We start from the raw sequence: 19,116 nt of genomic DNA on the forward strand, positions 1-19,116 counted from the left end.
GCGTGCAGGGCGACCAGGAACTTGATCATCGCGACGATGTCGTCGATGTTGAGCACCGAGGCGTCGGAATCGGTGAGGTCCTTGTCGATCCCGAGCTTGCGGTTGATCTTGTACCGGCCGACCTTGGCCAGGTCGTAGCGCTTCGGGTTGAAGTACAGGTTGTCCAGGAGGGTCTGGGCAGCCTCGACCGTGGGGGGCTCGCCCGGACGGAGCTTGCGGTAGATGTCGAGGAGGGCGTCCTCGCGGGTCTCCGTCGCGTCCTTCTCCATGGTGGCGCGGATGGAGTCGTACTGGCCGAACTCCTCGAGGATCTGGCCCTCGGTCCAGCCGAGCGCCTTGAGGAGCACGGTGACGGACTGCTTGCGCTTGCGGTCGAGCCGGACGCCGACCTGGTCGCGCTTGTCGATCTCGAGCTCGAACCAGGCACCGCGCGACGGGATGATCTTCGCGCTGAAGATGTCCTTGTCGCTGGTCTTGTCGGCGGTGCGCTCGAAGTAGGCACCCGGCGAACGGACGAGCTGCGACACGACGACGCGCTCGGTGCCGTTGATGACGAAGGTGCCCTTGTCGGTCATGAGGGGGAAGTCACCCATGAACACGGTCTGCTGCTTGATCTCGCCCGTGTTGTTGTTCATGAACTCGGCCTTGACGTACAGCGGGGCGGAGTAGGTCGCGTCGCGATCCTTGCACTCGGCCATCGTGTACTTGGGGTCGGCGAACTCCGGCTCGGAGAAGCTCAGGGACATGGTGCCCTGGAAGTCCTCGATCGGGGAGATCTCTTCGAAGATGTCGGCCAGCCCGGAGGTGGTGGCCAGACCCTGCAGTCCCTGTTCCAGCGCTTCCTCAACGCGGGCCTTCCAGCGCTCGTTGCCGACGAGCCAGTCGAAGCTGTCCGTCTGGAGGGCGAGAAGATTGGGAACTTCAAGCGGTTCGTGAATCTTTGCGAATGAGAGCCGGGGTGCGGCGCCGTCGGCGTCGACCTGGCTGGTAGCGGTTGCATTATTAGAGGTGCTCGGGGCGACCAAGAGGGATCCTTCCACAGACCGTCAGGCTTGTCAGCGCTTTCGCCTCAGCACCGCCACCGCAGTATGCTGCGGGGATCTCAGTGCTCACCAGAGTCCGCCCGCGTGAACCCCACCATGTGGCCAGGTTAAACGACGAGAGCAGAGCAAAGCCCACCGCTATATGAAGGCTGAGGTTTAGAGGGAAGACGCAAAGAACTACGTTACGGCACGCGCAGCAAAAAGTCCAATACCCCTCTCCCCCTTCGTGCGTCAAGCCCGCCACGCCTGGTGGGGAGGAAGACCGGCCGGTACCATCCGGCGGCAGGAGCCGTTCCTAGCCGGCGGCAGGCTCCGGCAGCGGGCCCGTACTGGTGTCACCCCGCAGGCGCTTGACGATGAGCTCCGCGCTGATGAGGCACATGGGGATCCCGATGCCGGGGACGGTCGAGCTCCCCGCGTAGAACAGGTTCCCCACCCTGGCGCTGCGGTTCGAGCCGCGGAAGAACGCGCTCTGCTTCAGGATGTGCGCCGGCCCGAGGGAGGTGCCGCGCCACGCGTTGAGGTCGTCGGCGAAGTCCTGGGGGCCGTAGCTGCGACGGACCACGATGCGCTCGGCGAGGTCCGGGATGCCGGCCCACTCGGCGATCTGCCCGATGACGGTGTCCGCGAGCTCCTCGACCCGCGCGTCTCCCCCGCGCTCCACGCCGCCCCTGCCGATCGTGATATCGGCCGGGATGGGCACGAGCACGAAGACGTTCTCGTGTCCCTCGGGGGCCACGGATCCGTCGGTCGCGCTGGGGCGGCAGACGTAGAGCGACGCCGGCGAGGGCACCGAGGTCTCCTTGCCGAAGATGCGTCCGAAGTTGTCGCGCCAGTCCGTGGTGAACAGCAGCGTGTGGTGTTCGAGCTGCGGCAGCCCGCCCCGCACGCCCAGGTACAGCAGCAGGGCGCTGGGCCCGGGAACGCGCTTGTCCCAGTACGTCTCCGGGTAGGTCTGCAGGTCCGCCGGCAGCAGCGTGGTCTCGGTGTGGTGGAGGTCCGCGGCGGACACGACGATGTCCGCGCCGATCGACGTCGTCGTACCGTCCGCGCGGTAGGTGACTCCGCGGACCGTCGCCGTCCGCCGGTCGATCGGGGACCGCCCGGGTGTGCGGGCCTCGGTGTCGATCGACACGACGTCGGCGCCCGTGCGGATCTCGACGCCGGCGGACGTCGCGACGCGGCGCATGGCATCGATGAGCGTAGTGAACCCGCCCATCGGGTAGAGCACCCCGTCGTCGAGGTCGAGGTGGCTCATGAGGTGGTACATGCTCGGCGCGTCGAAGGGTGAGCTGCCGAGGAAGACCGCGGGATAGCCGAGGATCTGCTGGATGCGTGGGTCCTTGAAGCGCTTCTCCACGAAGGACTGCAGGGGCTGCAGGAGCAGCGAACCGATCCTCGGGAGCCTGCGCAGGACGTCCGGCCGGAGGAACGGGAGGAAGGACTGGAAGGTCGAGTAGAGGAAGCGCCGCTTGGCGATCTCGTACGCGTCCTCGGCGGAGTCGAGGTATTTCGACAGCTGCTCGCCGGCGCCGGCCTCCAGGGACTCGAAGAGCTTCGTCACGGCCTCGCGCTCGGCCGGGACGTCGACCGCTCCCCCGGCCTCGAAGACCACACGGTAGCCGGGATCGAGCTTCACGAGCTCAAGCTGCTCGGCGGCGCTCGTGCCCATCAGTTTGAAGAAGTGGTCGATCACCTCCGGCATCAGGTACCAGGAGGGGCCCGTGTCGAAGCGGAAGCCGTCCTGCTCCCACGAGCCCGCGCGGCCGCCGACCTGCCCTCGCTTCTCGAGCAGGGTGACGTTGTGGCCCTCCCGTGCCAGCAGGGCCGACGTCGCCAGACCGCCGATCCCGCCGCCGATCACGACGACGTCCCTGGCGCCCACGCGTGTACCGCTGTCCTGAGGTGTCATGCCGTCCTCTCCTGCGCGGCAGGTTCCGGTACCGCGCGACCGGTGAAAGCTCGGGCAAAAATGCGGACCTTGACCGGGTTCGGGACCCGGATCCGCGCCCGGAGGAGGTCCTCCGCGGGGGTGCGGCGCAGCCTGGCCGCGAGCTCGGTGAACAGGCCCTGCGCCAGCGCCACGGCCCGTCGGGGGGTGGGGGGCAGCCCGGGGAGCGCTGCAGCCGAGATGCGCAGGTCCTCGTCGATGTCGTCGAGGAGCCTGATCTTGTCGGCCTCCGAGAAGCTGCCGGGGCGGATCCCCGGGAAGTAGCTGCGCCCGAGGGTCGAGAAGTCCTCGGCGAGGTCCCTCAGGAAGTTGATCTTCTGGAATGCGGCGCCGAGGTGCCTGGCCCCGTCGACGAGCACGGCGTCCTCCGCCGCCGTCACCGGGCGGTCGACGAGGAAGGCCCGCAGGCACATCAGCCCGACCACCTCGGCGGACCCGTAGACGTACAGCGCGAAGGATTCCGGGGTGTGCTCGCGCTGGGTGAGGTCGGCCCGCATCGAGGCGAAGAAGGGCCTGGTGAGGTCCACCCCGATGCCTGTCGCGCGGGCGGTGATGGCGAAGGCGTGCACCACGAGGTTGGCGCTGTAGCCGGTGCCCATCGCGTTCTCGGTCTCGCGTTCCAGGCCGTCGAGGAGGTTCTCGACGTCGGCCGCCGCCAGCCCGGCGCCCGCGGCGGCTCCGTCGACGATCTCGTCGGCGACCCGGACGAGCGCGTACACCGCCTCGATGGCGCTGCGGGTCGGCCGGTCCAGGATGCGCGAGGCCATCCCGAAGGAGGTCGAGTAGCAGCGGATCACCTCGGCGGAGGTCTTCAGCGCGGCCGCGTCGTAGCGTGCGAGGGAGTCGTCGATGCCCACTCAGTGCACCCGGTCCACGACGGCCGTCACCACGGGGTGGAGGGCGGAGCGCAGGGTGGCGGGCACGGCGTCGGACTCGAGGTGGGCGCGGGCCCGGGCGGCGTACTGAGCGGCGAGGTCCACGGAGTAGTCCCGCGCCCCGCTGTCCACGAGGACGCGCCGCACGTGGTCGGCGTCCGATGCGGACATCCCCGAGTCCCCGACGAGCGACGAGATGCTCTCCCACTCGGGACGGGCCGCGACATAGGACATCAGGGCGGTCCGCTTGCCCTCGCGCAGGTCGCCCCAGTTCGTCTTCCCGGTGCGCGTCTCGTTGCCGAACACACCGAGCAGGTCGTCGGCGATCTGGTAGGCGATCCCGGCGTCGCGCCCGAAGTCGCCGAGGCGGCCGATGACCTCCTCGTCCGCGCCCGCCAGCACGGCGCCGGCCTGCAGCGGCCCCTCGAAGGAGTAGACGGAGGTCTTCAGTCGCGCCATCTGCACGATGTCCTCGAGCGGCGGCATCGCGCTGGTCAGGGAGGTCTCGATGTCGAGGAACTCCCCCGCCGCGGATGCGAAGACCGCTTCGTCGAGGATCTCGCCGAGGCGGCGCCTGGTCGCAGCCGGCGCGTCGGCCCGCTCGAGCAGGCGGTACGCGTTGGACAGCGCGAGGTCACCGGCGATGACCCCCGCGGAGAAGCCGATGTGGCGCGCGCCGTCAGGCGACAGTCCCGCGTCCTCCGCGATGGCCCGGTACCGGCCGGAGACGTTGGGGATGCCGCGGCGGATGAAGTCGCGGTCGATCACGTCGTCGTGCACGATCAGCGCGGTGTGCAGCATCTCGAAGGCCGCGCCGACCTCGGCCGCGTTGTCGAGGTCGGTGCCTCCGAGCATCTGGTAGGCGGACATCACCAGCCGGGGCCGGAAGCGCTTCCCCCCTGCCGTGCACCGCTCGAGGGTCTCCCACAGGGCGTGGTACCCGGGTCCGATCTTCGCGGCGCGGACCTTGGACTCGTCGAAGAACCGGGCGAGGGCGCCCTCCACCTGCTCGAGCCCGGCGGGCGCGACCAGCAGAGTGTCCATGTCCATAGGTAAAGTAAACAACGGATAGTGCGCCGCTGACGAAACACAGGGCGTAGGCTGCCCGGCCGGTCGGCCGGGGGCAGCGGACCCCGCCCAGTGTGCGGACGATCAGCGGAGGAGAGCCACGATGGCCAGCGAGACGGGCACCATGCAGCAATCGGCGGCGGACGGCACGGGCCACGAGGTGGTGGTGCTGCTCGCCGAGGACGGCACCGCGCTCGGCACGCACGACAAGGCGACCGTCCACACCCCCGACACCCCGCTCCACCTCGCCTTCTCCACGCACGTGTTCGACGACGCCGGGCGCATCCTCGTGACGCGCCGTGCCCTGTCGAAGAAGGCCTGGCCCGGGGTCTGGACCAATTCCTTCTGCGGGCACCCCGCCCCGGGGGAGACCTTCGAGGCAGCCGTCCACCGGCGTGCGGCCCAGGAGCTCGGCTTCGCCGTGAGGGACATCAGGCCGGCGCTCCCCGACTTCAGGTATCGCGCCGTCGATGCGTCCGGCATCGTCGAGAACGAGATCTGCCCCGTCTACACGGCGGTGGCGGACAGCGCCGTGGATCCGCTGCCCGACGAGGTCATGGACTACCAGTGGGCCGACGCCGCCGGACTCGTGCGGGCCGTCACCGCGACGCCGTGGGCGTTCAGCCCCTGGCTCACCCTCCAGCTCCCCCTGCTCTACCCGCAGGGCGCCGAGGGCCCCGGGCCCCGCGACCTCCCCTGACGACGCCGGCTCCGGGGTCCGCAGCTCGGAGCCATAGTCTTGTAGCGGCACCATTTCAACGACGAAAGAGAGTATCGCCATGGCGACACCCACGCCATCCCCCGACGACGTCGTTCTCGTCGGCGGCGCCCGCACACCCCTCGGACGCCTCAACGGACAACTCGCCTCCTTCACCGCCGTCGAGCTCGGCGCGCTCGCCATCGCCGGCGCACTGGACCGGGCCGGTGTCGAACCCGCCGCCGTGGACGCCGTCATCCTGGGCCACGTGGTGCAGGCGGGCTGTGGACAGAATCCGGCACGACAGTCGGCCGTGAAGGCGGGCATCCCCTGGAACGTCCCGGCCGTCACCCTCAACAAGGTCTGCCTCTCCGGGCTCACGGCCGTGATCGACGCGGCCCGCCTGATCCGCAGCGGTGAGGCGCGTGTCGTGGTGGCCGGCGGCCAGGAGTCGATGACGCGTGGACCCCACCTGCTGCCCGGCTCCCGCCAGGGCTGGAACTACGGCTCCATCTCCGCCCTGGACTCGGTGGCCCACGACGGACTGACCGATGCCTTCGACCACGACTCGATGGGTGCCTCGACGGAACGCGGCAACGTACGCCTCGAGATCGACCGCACGGCCCAGGATGCGGTCGCCGCGGCCTCGCACCAGCGCGCGGCGGCCGCTACCGACAGCGGTGTCCTCGCCGAGGAGATCGTCCCCGTCACCGTCCGGCAGCGGAAGGGCGACGACGTCGTCCTCACCACGGACGAGGGCATCCGGCCCGCGACGACCGTCGAGTCGCTTGCGAAGCTCCGGCCGGCGTTCAACCCGGACGGGGCGATCACGGCCGGCAACTCGTCGCCCCTGTCCGACGGCGCGGCGGCCCTCGTGGTCACCACGCGCGCCTATGCCGAGGAGAAGGGCCTGGGAGTCCTCGCCGTCGTCGGACGTCCGGGCCAGGTCGCGGGCCCGGACAACACCCTGCACTCCCAGCCGTCCGAGGCCATCAAGCAGGCGCTCGACCGGGCCGGGTGGACGGCGTCGGACCTCGACTTCATCGAGATCAACGAGGCCTTCGGGTCCGTGGCCGTCCAGTCCCTCAGAGACCTCGACTACACGCTGGAGCAGTGCAACATCCACGGCGGAGCCATCGCCCTGGGTCACCCGATCGGCGCTTCGGGGACGCGCCTGGCGCTGCATGCAGCCATGGAGCTCGCCCGGCGCGGGTCGGGGAGATCCGCCGTGAGCCTCTGTGGCGGCGGCGGTCAGGGAGAGGCCCTGCTCCTCTGGCGTTGAGGGTCCGGTCGGGCCATCCGGGTGCAAACATGAAAAAGCCCCGCTTCACCGGAAGCGGGGCTTTTTCGTGTCTGCGACGGACCCGGCGTGTGCCGGACCCGGGAGCAGCGGGTGTTACTTGAGGGTGACGGTGGCGCCGGCGGCCTCGAGGGCCTCCTTGGCCTTGTCTGCGGCTTCCTTGGTGACGCCCTCGAGGACGGCCTTGGGGGCGCTGTCGACAACGTCCTTGGCTTCCTTCAGGCCCAGCGAGGTGAGCGCGCGAACTTCCTTGATCACTGCGATCTTCTTGTCGCCTGCAGCCTCGAGGACGACGTCGAACGAGGTCTGCTCCTCTTCGGCGGCTTCGCCGGCTCCGCCACCGGCGGGGCCTGCCACTGCAACGGCAGCAGCGGTGACATCGAAGGTCTCCTCGAACAGCTTTACGAAGTCCGAGAGTTCAATGATGGACAGTTCCTTGAAAGCTTCGATGAGCTCTTCGTTGGTGAGCTTCGCCATGGGAGGCGTCCTTCCTTTAGTGGTGCACGGCACCGGAGTGTATGGATCGAGGCGAAACTAGTTCGCTTCGGTTGCTGCGGCTTCCTCGGCGGGAGCCTCCGTGGCAGCTTCTGCAGGAGCAGCGGCTTCCTCGGCAGCAGGAGCGTCGGCGTCGGCTGCAGGTGCAGCGCCGCTTCCCTCCTCGAGCTTGATGCGCAGGGCATCGACGGTGCGGGCCAGGGCGGACATCGGCGCCTTGAGCACGCCTGCGACCCGGGCGAGCTGGAGTTCACGCGACTCGAGGGCCGCCAGGGCGACGACCTCGGATGCGTCGAGGGCCTTGCCCTCGAAGATTCCAGTCTTGATGACGAGCTTCGGGTTGGCTTTCGCGAAATCCGTGAGGCTCTTGGCGGCAGCTACGGCGTCACCCTTGATGAAGGCGATCGCGGTGGGTCCGGACAGCTGGCCTTCGAACGCGTCGATGCCTGCTTCCTTCGCCGCGATGCCGGTCAGGGTGTTCTTGACGACGGAGAACTTGGTGTCCGCGCCAAGGGCACGGCGCAGTTCCTTGAGCTGAGCAACAGTGAGCCCGCGGTATTCGGTCAGGACAGCGGCGGTGGAGTCCTTGAAATCGGTGGTGATCTCGTCCACTGCAGAAACCTTTGTTGGCGTTGCCATAACCCTCCTTCCGGGGAATATGCGCCGGCTTTCCAGCCCCAATAAAAAACGCCCCGCGCAGATGCACGGGGCTGTGCTCGACACGGGCGGAGGCCGGTGGAGAGGAGCTTCGTTCACCTGCGTAGGCCGTCCCTCACGGGAACTTTCGGATCCGAGTCCTTCTTCCTGGTCGCGCACGGGTGCGCTAGCGGGGAGTGGAGGTGGATCGACCGACGGTCTTTGGTGCTTCAAGCCTACGTGACGCACCCGGCGCGACCAAATCGGCGTCAGGCGAGCACCTTCTGCCAGCCCGCGGTCCGGCCCGAGGCCCTGAATCCGAGGGCCACATTGACGTCGAGCATGAACGTGTTCTCCTCGGCGTTCCAGGTGTAGATGCGCTCCGCAGTGGGCCAGGCGTCGCGCGCGCGCCGGAGATTGGCCGCCTTGAGCCATGTCCCCAGGCGGTGCCCCCGGTGCTCGTCGAGCACCAGGGTGTCCTCCTGGTAGACGACGGCCGGACGGGCCTCCGAACGCTCGAGGATGGTGTGGCCCACCAGCTGCCCGCTCGCAGCGTGCCGCACGGCGCACACGAGGCTCGAGGTACCGCCGGCCAGCGTCCGCTGCTCCTCCCGTCGGATGCGGTCGGCGTCCCACGCCTCCTCCTCCTGCGCGAACCCACCGAGGGGCGGATCCGTGCTCATCTTCTGGCGCAGGAGGGCGTAGTCCTCGACGAGATCGTCGGGGCACCGGTCCACCCACTCCACGAGGTCGTAGTGCCCTGAGCCGATGATCCGGGCCGCATGCTCGAGCCGCAGGGCGTCCTCGACGTCTTCGAGGGCGAGGACGCTCTGGCGGTCCACCTGCACCAGGTCGAAGCCGGACCGCCGCGCGAAGATTGCGGAGGCGTCGGACGCGGGGAAGAAGCCGGCGCCGGTGGGCGGGACGAGCCGCGCATCCGCCGCCGGCTCGTCCCCGGCGCGGGCGTCGCTCCAGGACATCATGATGGTGCGGCCGCGGTGTGCCATCTCCTGTTCCACGAAGGACAGGAGGGAGGTGGCGATGCCGCGGCGGCGGTGGGAGGGCGCCACCTCGATCTGTACGAAGGCGGTCTGCGGGTTGTCCCGCAGGGGGATGCTGAGCCGCGCGTTCGCGACGATCTCCGAGCCGTCCCGCGCGACGCCGAGCACGTACTCGCGGTCGGGTGTCGCCTGGAGCATCACGAGCCGCTCCTCCGCGTCCACGCTGTGGTCGTCGTGCCCCCAGATGGCGCGCTCCACGGCGTTGCTCACCGCGGCACTCTGCGCGAAGTCCTCGCCCCCGGCCGCGTCGAGCGTCGCGGGGATCGGGAGTTGCCGGATGGCGATCGTCGACATCGGTCCAGCATAGGGTCAGTGATTGGGATACCTCAACCACTGTTGCCCTCGGACACGAAAAAGCCCCGCGGCGCAGGCCGCGGGGCTTGTCCGGAGGTCCACCTAGACGGTGAAGACCTTCGTGACACTCGGATCGACGGAGATGCCGGGACCGAAGGTGGTCGAGACCGTCGCCTTCTGGATGTAGCGGCCCTTCGAAGCCGACGGCTTCAGGCGGAGGATCTCCTCGAGCGCTGCGGCGTAGTTCTCGCCCAGCTTCTGCTCGTCGAAGGAAACCTTGCCGATGATGAAGTGAAGGTTCGAGTGCTTGTCGACGCGGAAATCGATCTTGCCACCCTTGATGTCGGTGACGGCCTTGGCGACGTCCGCCGTGACCGTCCCGGTCTTCGGGTTCGGCATCAGGTTGCGGGGGCCGAGGATCTTTCCGAGGCGTCCCACCTTGCCCATGAGGTCGGGGGTCGCGACCGCGGCGTCGAAGTCGGTCCAGCCGCCCGAGACCTTCTCGATCATGTCGTCGGAACCGACGAAGTCGGCGCCGGCCGCGATCGCAGCCTCTGCCTTCTCACCGGTGGCGAAGACCAGGACGCGGGCGGTCTTGCCCGTGCCGTGAGGGAGGTTCACGGTGCCACGGACCATCTGGTCCGCCTTGCGGGGGTCCACTCCGAGACGGAAGGACACCTCGACCGTGGCGTCGAACTTGGAAGGATTGGTCTCCTTCGCGAGGACTACCGCTTCGAGGGGGGCGTACTGCTTGTCCGCCTCGATCTTCGCGGCAGCTCCCTTGTATGCTTTGCTGCGCTGTGCCATCTGCTTGTTCTCCTTATGCAGTCGTGGTCTGCGGACCGCGCTGGGCCCTGCCACTCACGCCGGCGTCCGCGGGGTGCGTCGTCGTCGTGCTGTGAAAATGGTGGTGTGCCCGTCCGACGGTGCGGGACGGGGCGGTGGTGAAGGTGGTCAGCCCTCGACCGTGATGCCCATGGAGCGGGCGGTGCCGGCGATGATCTTCGCGGCGGCCTGGACGTCGTTGGCGTTGAGGTCTTCCATCTTCATGGTGGCGATCTCTTCGACCTGGGCGTTGGTCAGCTTCGCGACCTTGACCGTGTGAGGCGTGCCCGAGCCCTTGGCGACTCCTGCTGCCTTCTTGATCAGTTCGGCTGCCGGCGGGGTCTTGGTGATGAAGGTGAACGAGCGGTCCTCGTACACCGTGATCTCCACGGGGATGACGTTTCCGCGCTGGGATTCCGTCGCGGCGTTGTACGCCTTGCAGAATTCCATGATGTTGACACCGTGCTGGCCAAGCGCGGGACCAATCGGAGGAGCCGGGTTGGCGGCGCCTGCATTGATCTGCAGCTTGATGAGGCCGGTGACCTTTTTCTTGGGGGCCATGAAAGGGTCCTTCTCTTGCATTGCGTTCCCGCGGGACAGGAGCGTCCTGCGGGGTGGTGGCCATCATGGCGTGACGGCCGAACGGTGCTTCCCCGCCGAGCAGACGGGGAGTCGCCGAAGCTTTACTGGATCTTGGTGACCTGGTTGTAGGAGAGCGTGACCGGAGTCTCGCGCTCGAAGATCGACACGAGCACGACGAGCTGCTGCGACTCGTGCTTGATCTCGGAGATCGTCGCCGGGAGCGTCTCGAAGGGGCCCTCGTTGACGGTGACGGACTCGCCGACCTCGAAGTTGACGGTGGCGGGGGTGAACTGCGGCTGCACGGGCTTGCCCGACTCGGCGTCCGTGTGGACGATGGTGTGCTCGAGCATCGAGAACACCTCGGACAGGCTCAGCGGAACCGGGTTGTGGGCATTGCCCACGAAGCCGGTGACACCGGGGGTGTGGCGGACGGCACCCCAGGACTCGTCGGTGAGTTCCATGCGGACCAGCACGTAGCCGGGGATGCGCACGCGGTTGACTATCTTCCGCGTGGTGTTCTTGATCTCCACGACCTCTTCCATCGGCACCTGGATCTCGAAGATGTAATCTTCCATGTCCAGGGTCTGGATGCGGGTCTCGAGGTTGGCCTTCACGCGGTTCTCGTAGCCGGCGTAGGAGTGGATGACGTACCAGTCACCCTCCTGGCGGCGGAGCCGGGCCTTGAAGGCCGCGACGGGATCCTCGGCCGGGACGTCCTCGGCCGGAGCGTCGTCGCCGGGCTCGTCCGCTTCGGAGGCTGCAGCCTCGTCCACGGCGTCGGTGGCCGTCGCGTCGATCTCGCCGTCGGCGGCATCGAGTTCGGCGTCGTCCGCGAGGAGTCCGTCCTCGGCCGCGACGTCGGTGTCGGCGGGGTACTCGTCGGAGTCCTCAGCAGGCACGTCGACGTCGGAGGCGTCGACCTCCGCCTCCGTCCCGTACTCCTCGTTCTCCAGACCATCTTCGGGAGTGATCTGCCGTTCGAGTTCTTGCTCGGACACCTAGCCGCCTGCTTTCTGACATTCTTCGCAAGTCTGTCTTGCTTGCCTGTACTCAACCCGACACGACAACAGCCGCGCCGGAACGTGCATTCCCGGGAGGGTCAGCGTCAGCTGTCGCCGAAGACCCACACCGCGCCGGCCCCGAACAGGAGGTCCAGGGCGGTCACGAGGAGCATCATGATGACCACGAAGGCGAGGACGGTGATGGTGAATCGAACCAGCTCCCGACGGGTGGGCGTGACGACCTTCCCGAGCTCCGCGAGGACCTGGCGGATGAACAGCATGATGCGTCCGAAGAAGCCGCGCCGGGGAGCCTTCTTCTCGGAGGGGCTTCCCTTGGAGCTGCTCGCAGCCGTATCGGTCACCTTCAACCTCATCAATCTGTGTGGTGTTCCAGCAGGACCACCAGTGGCGCCCCCAGCTGATCATGTGTACCGCCGCGCGGGGCCTGTGCCTGCGCCGGGGCTTCGTGATCTTTTTCTGCCGTGCCTTCGCCGTCTTTCCGCGAAGGCCACGCGCAGGGCAGACAGGACTCGAACCTGCAACCTGCGGTTTTGGAGACCGCTGCGCTACCAATTGCGCCACTACCCTTCGGTTCGAAACGTTCAGCTACCACTCCGGACGGCCCGGTGAGGGCACGAACCATCATGGTGTTTCAACACCGAGGAACAAGTCTACGCATTCACCGGCGGAACGTCGAACCGGGGCGTCCCGACGGCCCCGCCGCCGGGTGGCCACGGTCGCTCGGCGGCCCCGCGACTCCTCCGTCCCGGAACCCGATGCGGACCCGGACAGGGACCACCGCCTAAGCTGGAAACCGACACAAGACCCTCACCGAACGGGACCCGATGAACGCGACGACCGACGACTCCATCCGCGCAGCCCTCCCCCGGATCTCCCGGCGCATCGATTCCATCGCGGAGTCCGCGACGCTCGCCGTGGATGCGAAGGCGAAGGCCCTCAAGGCGGCCGGCCGGCCCGTCATCGGTTTCGGTGCGGGCGAACCGGACTTCCCGACGCCGGACTACATCGTCGAGGCCGCGATCGCAGCAGCCCGCCAGCCGAGGTTCCACCGCTACTCCCCCGCCGGTGGGCTCCCCGATCTCAAGCAGGCGATCGCCGAGAAGACCCTGCGCGATTCCGGGTACGCCGTGGACCCCGCGCAGGTGCTCGTCACCAACGGCGGCAAGCAGGCCGTCTACGAATCCTTCGCGTCCCTCCTCGATCCCGGGGACGAGGTCCTCGTGCCCACGCCGTTCTGGACCACCTACCCCGAGGCCATCCGGCTGGCGGGCGGCGTGCCGGTCGAGGTGTTCGCGGGTCCCGAGCAGGGCTACCTCGTGACCGTCGACCAGCTCGAGGCCGCGCTCACGCCGCGCACGAAGGTGCTGCTGTTCGTCTCGCCGTCCAACCCCACGGGAGCCGTCTACGCCGCCGATGCCGTCCGCGAGATCGGCGAATGGGCCGCTGCACGTGGACTCTGGGTGGTGACCGACGAGATCTACGAGCACCTGACGTACGACGGCGTACCGTTCACCTCGATCGCCACCGCAGCCCCCTCCCTCGGCGACCGGGTGGTCATCCTCAACGGCGTGGCCAAGACGTATGCGATGACCGGGTGGCGTGTGGGCTGGATGGTCGGGCCGAAGGACCTCGTGAAGGCGGCGACGAACCTGCAGTCGCACGCGACGTCGAACGTGTCGAACGTCCCCCAGATGGCGGCGCTGGCCGCGGTGTCGGGTCCGTTGACGGCTGTCGACGCGATGAAGGTGGCGTTCGACCGCCGCCGTCGGGCCATGGTGTCGGCGCTCAACGGGATCGACGGCGTCGAGTGCCCGACGCCGCACGGCGCCTTCTACGCCTACGCCGATGTGCGGGCGCTGCTCGGCCGGAGCTTCGACGGCGTCACGCCGGCGACCTCCGCCGAGCTCGCGGCGCTGATCCTGGAGAAGGTGGAGGTCGCCGTCGTGCCGGGTGAGGCCTTCGGCCCCAGCGGGTACCTGCGCCTGTCCTACGCCCTCGGCGACGAGGACCTCGCGACGGGCGTGGGACGCCTCCAGGAGTTCCTCGGCTCCGTACGCTAGCTGTCCCGGCCGTCCGCGGCCGGGCTCAGAGCAGCCTGCGCTCCGTGGCCCAGCGGGTCAGCTCGTGCCGTGAGGACAGCTGCAGCTTCCGCAGGACCGCGGACACGTGCGTCTCGACGGTCTTGACGGAGATGAAGAGCTCCTTCGCGGTCTCCTTGTAGCTGTAGCCCCGCGCGATGAGCCGCATGACCTCCAGCTCGCGCGCCGACAGGCGGTCGAGCTCGTCGTCGACGGCGACGGACGCCGTCCCGAAGGCGTCGAGGACGAAGCCGGCCAGGCGCGGGGAGAACACGGCGTCCCCGGAGGCGATGCGCTGCACGGCGTCGGTGATCTCCGGGCCCGAGATGGTCTTCGTGACATAGCCGCGGGCACCCGCGCGGATGACGGCGACGACGTCCTCCGCCGAGTCCGAGACGCTCAGGGCGAGGAACCGCGAGGCCGTCCCGCGCGTGACACAGCGGTGGATGACCTCGGCGCCGCCGCCACCGCGCCCGCCGGGCAGGTGCACGTCCAGGAGGACGACGTCGGGCCCCGTCGCGGTGATCACCGACTCCGCCTCCTCGACCGTCGCAGCCTCGCCGAGGACGCGGATCACGGGACCCAGCGCGGCCCGGAGGCCGGAACGGAAGATGCCGTGGTCGTCGACGATGACCACGGACACCGTCCCGGGTACCGCGCCGTCCGCGGGGAGGTTCTCGCTGTCCACGTGTGTCCCTTTCGCCGGCCGTCCTGCCGGGGTCCTGTCCTTCGCGTTCCCGCGCGTTCCTTCGCGTTCCTTCGCGTCCCCGCCCCTCACCGTCCGGCGTCGCCGCCGTCCCGCTCCGGCCGGTACCGGTGGGTCGCCCCGGGCCTAGGCGGCGCTCCCCGTGGTCCTGGGCAGGCGGAGCCGCACCTCGGTGCCGTCGCCGTCGCTGCGCAGTTCCGACGAGCCGCCGTGGCGCAGCATCCTGCTATGGATCGATTCACGGATGCCGAGGCGGTCCGACGGCACTGCCGACGGGTCGAATCCGTCGCCCCTGTCACGGACGAACACCTCCACGGTATCCGCACCGGCCTCGAGGTAGACCGAGACCGCCACCGCCGCGTGCTTCGCCGCGTTCAGCATGGCTTCCCGCGCGGCCTGCGCCAGGGCGTCCTCTGCGGGTCCCAGGGCGGCGTCCCCGACGGCGACGACGGCGACCGGGTGACCGTAGAGGTCCTCGATCTCGCCGGCCATCGCGCGCAGTCGCTCCGCGAGACTGCCCGGGTCCCTCGCCGGATCGGCGAAGAGCCACTGGCGCAGTTCGCGTTCCTGGGCCCGTGCAAGGCGCAGCACGTCGGTCTCGGAATCCGCCCGGTTCTGGATGAGGGCGAGCGTCTGCAGGACCGAGTCGTGCAGGTGGGCGGCGATCTCCGCGCGCTCGGTCTCGCGTGCACGCGCCGCGCGCTCCGTCTCGAGGTCGCGCCAGAACTTCAGCCCCCAGGGAGCGAGGACCAGGCCGACACCCGCGAGGACGGCGAGGACCGCCACGAGGGTCGCCATGGTCAGGGTCCACGAGCCGCTGCTGGACAGCGCGACGAGGACGCCGGCGACCACCAGCACGATGCCCGCGAGCAGGCGCAGGGCCCCGCCCGCCCGGCCGGCACCGGCGCGGTTCATGACCCGGGCCCGCCGCACGTCGTCCAGCTGCGACCACGCCAGGGCGGCGCCCGTGGCGACGACGGCGATCGGCACGAGGAAGCCCCAGTTGACCTGCACCCCGAGCAGCTGCACCACGAAGACGGCCGCGGCGAGCAGCAGTGCCGTGCCGAACAGGACTTCCCGACGCCCGGCCCGCACCGTCCGTTCCCGCCAGGAGTCAGGTTCGAGGATGCCACCCGTCCCGGCTCCTGCCGGATCCGCGAAGCCGTTCCGCTGGTCCCCGCGGCCGGCCTGCGCGCCGCCGTCGTGCAGGATCTTCGTGTCGACCCCGTGCATGAAGGCGGCGGGCCCCGTCTGCCGCCCCGCCTCGGCGGCCTTGTCCGCCGCCGTCGGCACGAAGATCCAGAGCCAGGCATAGAGGAGGACGCCGGCGCCCGAGGCGAGGGTCAGCACCGCCATGCCGATACGCACCCAGGAGCGGGGTATCCCGAGATGGACGGCGAGGCCGGCGCAGACGCCCGCGATCACGCCGTCGGATCTGCGCAGCAGCGGGGGTCTCATACCCTCATGAAAGCACGCGGCCGGGCTCTCGGGGGTGCTCCCGGAGCACAATCAGGGCCCGCTCAGGGTTCAATCAGGGTAGGTCCCGATGGTCGGCTGCGACGGCCGGCGGAAGGATGGAGGCATGACCTCAGCACCATCACCAGGCGGGCCGTCCTGGAAGCAGAATCCGGCCACACCGCATCCGGCGGATCGTCCCGCCTCGTCGTCGTTCTTCCGCTGGCTCCGCGGCCTCGACATCACCCGGGCACCCGACCGCTGGGTCGGAGGGGTGGCAGGCGGCGTGGCACGCCGTACGGGCCTGGACCTGGCGCTCGTCCGAGGACTGATCGTGATCCTCTCGGTCTTCGGGGGGATCGGGGTGCTGCTCTACGGACTCGCGTGGGCCCTGCTCCCCGAGCCCGACGGGCGGATCCACGTGGAGCAGGCCGGTCGGGGCTCCTGGACGTCCGGGCTGAGCGGTGCCGCCGCCCTCGTGGCGATCGGCCTGTGGCGGCCGAACCTCCCCTTCCTCGGTGACGGTGGTGGCGGCGGACTGCTCTGGACGCTGTTCTGGATCGGCGCCGTCGTCCTCTTCGTCTACTGGATCGTGAACCGGTCGGGCGGCGGACGGGCACGTCCGGACCTGCCGGGCGGAGGCCCTGCCGCACCCGGGAACGGACCCACGCACCCGTCCGGGCCGGCTCCCTTCGGGCCGGCGCCCTTCGGACCGGCGCCCTTCGGACCCTCGTCCACCGGCCCCGCACCCGGCGGCACCGACCCCTCCCAGGGCCCGTCCGATGCGCCGTCGGACAGCTCCGCCGACGGGCCCGCCGACCGCGCTGCCGGCGGTTCCGGCGGAGCGCCCGACAGTCCCACGGGACGGCAGGGCGACGACGGACCGGGCGCCGGGCGGATGCACGGCGACGCGTCGTTCGGGGAGGACATCCACCACACCGTCCCCCTGCCGTACCAGCCCGAAGCCCGGGTCGGGTCCACCCTGTCCTATCCGCTGCCCTACCAGCCCGGACAGGCGGCATGGTCGGGCTCCCCGACCGCCTACCTCGGATCGCGTCCGCTCGAGCCGGACCTGCTCCGCGGAGCCGCGCGGACCGTGCCGCAACGCTGCTCCACGCGGCCCTCCGGCTCCGCCACCGCACTCCTCATCGGCGGCGCGATCACCGTCGCGGCGGTGCTCCTCGCGCTCGACTACGTGGGGGTCCTCGGCCTCGTCAACTCCGCCGTGGTGGCACTGGCAGCTGCCGCGATCGTCCTGGCCCTCGGCATCGTGGCCCTCGGTACACGGGGCCGGAGTTCAGGCCTCGTGGGCCTCGTCGCAGCCCTGGCGACGATCGGCGCGCTCGCGTCCTCCTTCACCGTCGTCGGCGGTGCCTGGGTGGTGGCACAGGAGAACAGGACCACCCCGGCGTCGCTCCAGGCGGCGTCGGACGGCTTCAGCATCCTGGCAGCGGAGACCACGATCGACCTCACCGGGCTGCCCGCTCCCACACGGGACGTCGTGGTACCGGTGAACTCGCTGGTCAGCGACGTCACGGTGATCGTCCCCGAGGACGTGCCCGTCGAGGTCCGCACGCGGATGGCCCTCGGCAGCGCCGATGCCCGGGGAACCGCCGAGGACATCGGTACCCCGTCGCCCGAGTTCCGGAGCGACGGCGGCGTCCTCAGATTGAGCGACGGCGAACTGAACCCCGACGCCGCCGGCGCCGCCCTGATCCTCGACGTGAGGGGCGCGATGAGCGACGTCACCATCCGCACCGCCTCCGACACCGTCGGCAGCGACCCCCGGACCGACACCACCCCGACAGGAGAGACACCATGAGCACCTCGATCACCGAGCGGAAACGCCGGCCACGCGTCGCCACGATCGTGTGGGGGGCGGTGATCCTCGTCGTCGCCGGGCTCGTCCTGGTCAGCCAGTTCGTCGCACTGTCGATCGACCCGGTGGTCGTGGCCCTCGGCCTGCTCGTCGGTGTCGGCCTCGCCCTCGTGGCCGGCGGGATCCTGTCGCTGCGCTCCCGGCCGACGACCGATGAGCAGGATCACCCCGATGCCATCGACTACTGACCAGCCCTCCCCACGCGACACTCCCGGAACCGAAAGGCACACCATGCAGTCGTTCTACCGCTTCCTCCGCTCCTCCCCCATCAAACGCGCACCCGGCGGCATCCTCGGCGGCATCGCCGCCGGCATCGCCCGGCAGTACGGCTGGCGCGTGAGCTACGTCCGGATCGCGATGCTCCTGAGCTTCCTGCTCCCGTTCATCGGCCTCCCCCTCTACGGGGTGCTCTGGCTGCTGCTGCCGAAGACCGACGGCACCATCGCCCTGGAGCAGCTCCTCCCGCGCGGCTAGGGATCCGACAGCACGACCGGAAGGGGCATCCGCAGCAGCGGATGCCCCTTCGCTGCTGCGGACCTGCAAGGATGGTTGGCGTGCCGAAGACTCCCACCGCCCGCCGCTTCCCCCGCCTGCTCGCAGCCTCCTGTGCCTTCCTCTTCGTCTCCGGCTACTTCGTGGTGCGCTTCCCCGACGTGGAGGGCGCGAGCTACGCGTCCTACGGCTTCAACCTGCTGATCGCGCTGCCTGCGTTCGTCGCCCTCGTGCGGCAGTTCGGCGCTGCGCGCGGCACCGCGGCCCTGGTGGCCGTGTCCCTCTTCGGGTACCTGATCGAGGGGTTCGGCGTCGCCACGGGCGTCCCCTACGGCGAGTTCTACTACGGGGAGCCGCTGGGACCCACGATCCTCGGCCTGGTCCCGTACCTGCTGCCGCTCTCCTACGTACCGCTGGTGATCGGCGCGGTGGCGGTCGTGTCCACCGGCGGGAGCGCCCTGCGCCGGACGGTCCTCGGAGGCCTCCTGCTCGTCGTGATCGACGGCGTCCTCGACCCCGGCGCGGTGGCGCTCGGCTTCTGGATCTGGCCCGGCGGCGGCCCGTACTACGGCGTCCCGCTCTCCAACTACGGCGGCTGGCTCATCTCCGGGCTGATCGCCTCGGCGCTGGTCACCTGGATCGGCGGGCGCCGCCTTG

General features: G+C 69.5%; 19 protein-coding genes, 1 tRNA gene and 1 pseudogene. 7 read left to right on the forward strand and 14 right to left on the reverse strand.

What is annotated here, in order from left to right; genetic code table 11:
- From CVO76_RS09035 to CVO76_RS09050, 4 genes and pseudogenes are all read right to left on the reverse strand, one after another.
- Window positions 1-1,025: pseudogene (locus CVO76_RS09035) on the reverse strand (DNA-directed RNA polymerase subunit beta); the annotation flags it as partial.
- A gap of 313 nt (window positions 1,026-1,338) precedes the next feature.
- Window positions 1,339-2,955 carry a phytoene desaturase family protein gene (gene crtI / locus CVO76_RS09040; protein WP_208739021.1) on the reverse strand — a complete coding sequence of 539 codons (1,617 nt, stop codon included), beginning with the start codon at window positions 2,953-2,955 and terminating at the stop codon, window positions 1,339-1,341.
- The gene (locus CVO76_RS09045) at window positions 2,952-3,851 is read right to left on the reverse strand and encodes a phytoene/squalene synthase family protein (protein WP_244185837.1); all 900 of its coding nucleotides are present in this window, start codon (window positions 3,849-3,851) and stop codon (window positions 2,952-2,954) included. The genes crtI and CVO76_RS09045 overlap by 4 nt, the downstream gene beginning before the upstream one ends.
- On the reverse strand, window positions 3,852-4,913 hold the full coding sequence (locus tag CVO76_RS09050) for a polyprenyl synthetase family protein (RefSeq protein WP_244185838.1): 1,062 nt from the start codon (window positions 4,911-4,913) through the stop codon (window positions 3,852-3,854).
- A gap of 127 nt (window positions 4,914-5,040) precedes the next feature.
- Here CVO76_RS09050 and idi point away from each other — a divergent pair, with 127 nt between their 5' ends.
- Together idi and CVO76_RS09060 are read left to right on the forward strand one after the other, a co-directional pair.
- Entirely contained in the window at window positions 5,041-5,637 is a 597-nt protein-coding gene (gene idi, locus CVO76_RS09055; protein ID WP_244185839.1) for an isopentenyl-diphosphate Delta-isomerase, read from the forward strand.
- Window positions 5,638-5,716: 79 nt separating this feature from the next.
- Window positions 5,717-6,916, forward strand: coding sequence for an acetyl-CoA C-acetyltransferase (locus CVO76_RS09060; RefSeq protein ID WP_208739022.1), 1,200 nt, complete (start codon window positions 5,717-5,719; stop codon window positions 6,914-6,916).
- Window positions 6,917-7,030: 114 nt separating this feature from the next.
- On the opposite strand, the gene rplL is transcribed toward CVO76_RS09060, so the two are convergent.
- From rplL to CVO76_RS09100, 8 genes are all read right to left on the reverse strand, one after another.
- Window positions 7,031-7,411 carry a 50S ribosomal protein L7/L12 gene (gene rplL / locus CVO76_RS09065; RefSeq protein WP_133082401.1) on the reverse strand — a complete coding sequence of 127 codons (381 nt, stop codon included), beginning with the start codon at window positions 7,409-7,411 and terminating at the stop codon, window positions 7,031-7,033.
- A 57-nt stretch (window positions 7,412-7,468) separates the two neighbouring features.
- Complete coding sequence (gene rplJ, locus CVO76_RS09070) at window positions 7,469-8,068, reverse strand: 50S ribosomal protein L10 (protein ID WP_133082400.1); 600 nt, start codon at window positions 8,066-8,068, stop codon at window positions 7,469-7,471.
- 266 nt (window positions 8,069-8,334) lie between these two features.
- Window positions 8,335-9,420 carry a GNAT family N-acetyltransferase gene (locus tag CVO76_RS17520; RefSeq protein WP_208739023.1) on the reverse strand — a complete coding sequence of 362 codons (1,086 nt, stop codon included), beginning with the start codon at window positions 9,418-9,420 and terminating at the stop codon, window positions 8,335-8,337.
- 102 nt (window positions 9,421-9,522) lie between these two features.
- Window positions 9,523-10,227 carry a 50S ribosomal protein L1 gene (rplA, locus tag CVO76_RS09080; protein ID WP_133082398.1) on the reverse strand — a complete coding sequence of 235 codons (705 nt, stop codon included), beginning with the start codon at window positions 10,225-10,227 and terminating at the stop codon, window positions 9,523-9,525.
- 147 nt (window positions 10,228-10,374) lie between these two features.
- Window positions 10,375-10,806, reverse strand: a complete 432-nt coding sequence (gene rplK / locus CVO76_RS09085; RefSeq protein WP_087030133.1) for a 50S ribosomal protein L11 — start codon at window positions 10,804-10,806, stop codon at window positions 10,375-10,377.
- Between the two features lie 122 nt (window positions 10,807-10,928).
- The gene (nusG, locus tag CVO76_RS09090; RefSeq protein WP_208739024.1) at window positions 10,929-11,825 is read right to left on the reverse strand and encodes a transcription termination/antitermination protein NusG; all 897 of its coding nucleotides are present in this window, start codon (window positions 11,823-11,825) and stop codon (window positions 10,929-10,931) included.
- A 107-nt stretch (window positions 11,826-11,932) separates the two neighbouring features.
- Window positions 11,933-12,190: a preprotein translocase subunit SecE gene (secE, locus tag CVO76_RS09095; RefSeq protein ID WP_244185840.1), complete on the reverse strand. Its 258-nt coding sequence runs from the start codon at window positions 12,188-12,190 to the stop codon at window positions 11,933-11,935.
- A 153-nt stretch (window positions 12,191-12,343) separates the two neighbouring features.
- Window positions 12,344-12,416: transfer RNA gene (locus tag CVO76_RS09100), tRNA-Trp, on the reverse strand.
- A gap of 257 nt (window positions 12,417-12,673) precedes the next feature.
- Here CVO76_RS09100 and CVO76_RS09105 point away from each other — a divergent pair.
- Window positions 12,674-13,909, forward strand: a complete 1,236-nt coding sequence (locus tag CVO76_RS09105) for a pyridoxal phosphate-dependent aminotransferase (RefSeq protein ID WP_208739026.1) — start codon at window positions 12,674-12,676, stop codon at window positions 13,907-13,909.
- Between the two features lie 25 nt (window positions 13,910-13,934).
- Here the strand turns inward: CVO76_RS09105 and CVO76_RS09110 are convergent, their stop codons facing one another.
- Both CVO76_RS09110 and CVO76_RS09115 read right to left on the reverse strand, forming a co-directional pair.
- A complete protein-coding gene (locus CVO76_RS09110; RefSeq protein ID WP_133082395.1) occupies window positions 13,935-14,615 on the reverse strand; it encodes a LuxR C-terminal-related transcriptional regulator in 681 nt (226 codons plus the stop codon).
- A 144-nt stretch (window positions 14,616-14,759) separates the two neighbouring features.
- Entirely contained in the window at window positions 14,760-16,091 is a 1,332-nt protein-coding gene (locus CVO76_RS09115; protein ID WP_208739027.1) for an ATP-binding protein, read from the reverse strand.
- A gap of 124 nt (window positions 16,092-16,215) precedes the next feature.
- Here CVO76_RS09115 and CVO76_RS09120 point away from each other — a divergent pair, with 124 nt between their 5' ends.
- The 4 genes from CVO76_RS09120 to CVO76_RS09135 form a co-directional block, all read left to right on the forward strand.
- Window positions 16,216-17,910, forward strand: a complete 1,695-nt coding sequence (locus tag CVO76_RS09120) for a PspC domain-containing protein (RefSeq protein ID WP_208739028.1) — start codon at window positions 16,216-16,218, stop codon at window positions 17,908-17,910.
- The gene (locus CVO76_RS09125; RefSeq protein WP_208739029.1) at window positions 17,907-18,155 is read left to right on the forward strand and encodes a hypothetical protein; all 249 of its coding nucleotides are present in this window, start codon (window positions 17,907-17,909) and stop codon (window positions 18,153-18,155) included. Before CVO76_RS09120 ends, CVO76_RS09125 begins: the two co-directional genes overlap by 4 nt.
- 43 nt (window positions 18,156-18,198) lie before the next feature.
- Window positions 18,199-18,441, forward strand: a complete 243-nt coding sequence (locus tag CVO76_RS09130) for a PspC domain-containing protein (protein ID WP_133082391.1) — start codon at window positions 18,199-18,201, stop codon at window positions 18,439-18,441.
- Between the two features lie 80 nt (window positions 18,442-18,521).
- The coding region (locus CVO76_RS09135; RefSeq protein ID WP_208739030.1) for a carotenoid biosynthesis protein at window positions 18,522-19,116 on the forward strand (595 nt) is incomplete at its 3' end.

Source organism: Arthrobacter agilis (genome assembly GCF_002953615.1).
GTDB classification, from domain to species: Bacteria; Actinomycetota; Actinomycetes; order Actinomycetales; family Micrococcaceae; genus Arthrobacter_D; species Arthrobacter_D agilis_B.

Bases quoted from the DNA above. Each gene is read 5' to 3' on its own strand.
- idi (WP_244185839.1), top strand. From the start codon at position 5,041: ATGGCCAGCGAGACGGGCACCATGCAGCAATCGGCGGCGGACGGCACG.
- CVO76_RS09120 (WP_208739028.1), top strand. From the start codon at position 16,216: ATGACCTCAGCACCATCACCAGGCGGGCCGTCCTGGAAGCAGAATCCG.
- CVO76_RS09050 (WP_244185838.1), bottom strand. From the start codon at position 4,913: ATGGACACTCTGCTGGTCGCGCCCGCCGGGCTCGAGCAGGTGGAGGGC.
- crtI (WP_208739021.1), bottom strand. From the start codon at position 2,955: ATGACACCTCAGGACAGCGGTACACGCGTGGGCGCCAGGGACGTCGTC.
- CVO76_RS09105 (WP_208739026.1), top strand. From the start codon at position 12,674: ATGAACGCGACGACCGACGACTCCATCCGCGCAGCCCTCCCCCGGATC.
- CVO76_RS09060 (WP_208739022.1), top strand. From the start codon at position 5,717: ATGGCGACACCCACGCCATCCCCCGACGACGTCGTTCTCGTCGGCGGC.
- CVO76_RS09130 (WP_133082391.1), top strand. From the start codon at position 18,199: ATGCAGTCGTTCTACCGCTTCCTCCGCTCCTCCCCCATCAAACGCGCA.
- CVO76_RS17520 (WP_208739023.1), bottom strand. From the start codon at position 9,420: ATGTCGACGATCGCCATCCGGCAACTCCCGATCCCCGCGACGCTCGAC.
- CVO76_RS09125 (WP_208739029.1), top strand. From the start codon at position 17,907: ATGAGCACCTCGATCACCGAGCGGAAACGCCGGCCACGCGTCGCCACG.
- rplK (WP_087030133.1), bottom strand. From the start codon at position 10,806: ATGGCCCCCAAGAAAAAGGTCACCGGCCTCATCAAGCTGCAGATCAAT.
- rplA (WP_133082398.1), bottom strand. From the start codon at position 10,227: ATGGCACAGCGCAGCAAAGCATACAAGGGAGCTGCCGCGAAGATCGAG.
- rplJ (WP_133082400.1), bottom strand. From the start codon at position 8,068: ATGGCAACGCCAACAAAGGTTTCTGCAGTGGACGAGATCACCACCGAT.
- CVO76_RS09115 (WP_208739027.1), bottom strand. From the start codon at position 16,091: ATGAGACCCCCGCTGCTGCGCAGATCCGACGGCGTGATCGCGGGCGTC.
- rplL (WP_133082401.1), bottom strand. From the start codon at position 7,411: ATGGCGAAGCTCACCAACGAAGAGCTCATCGAAGCTTTCAAGGAACTG.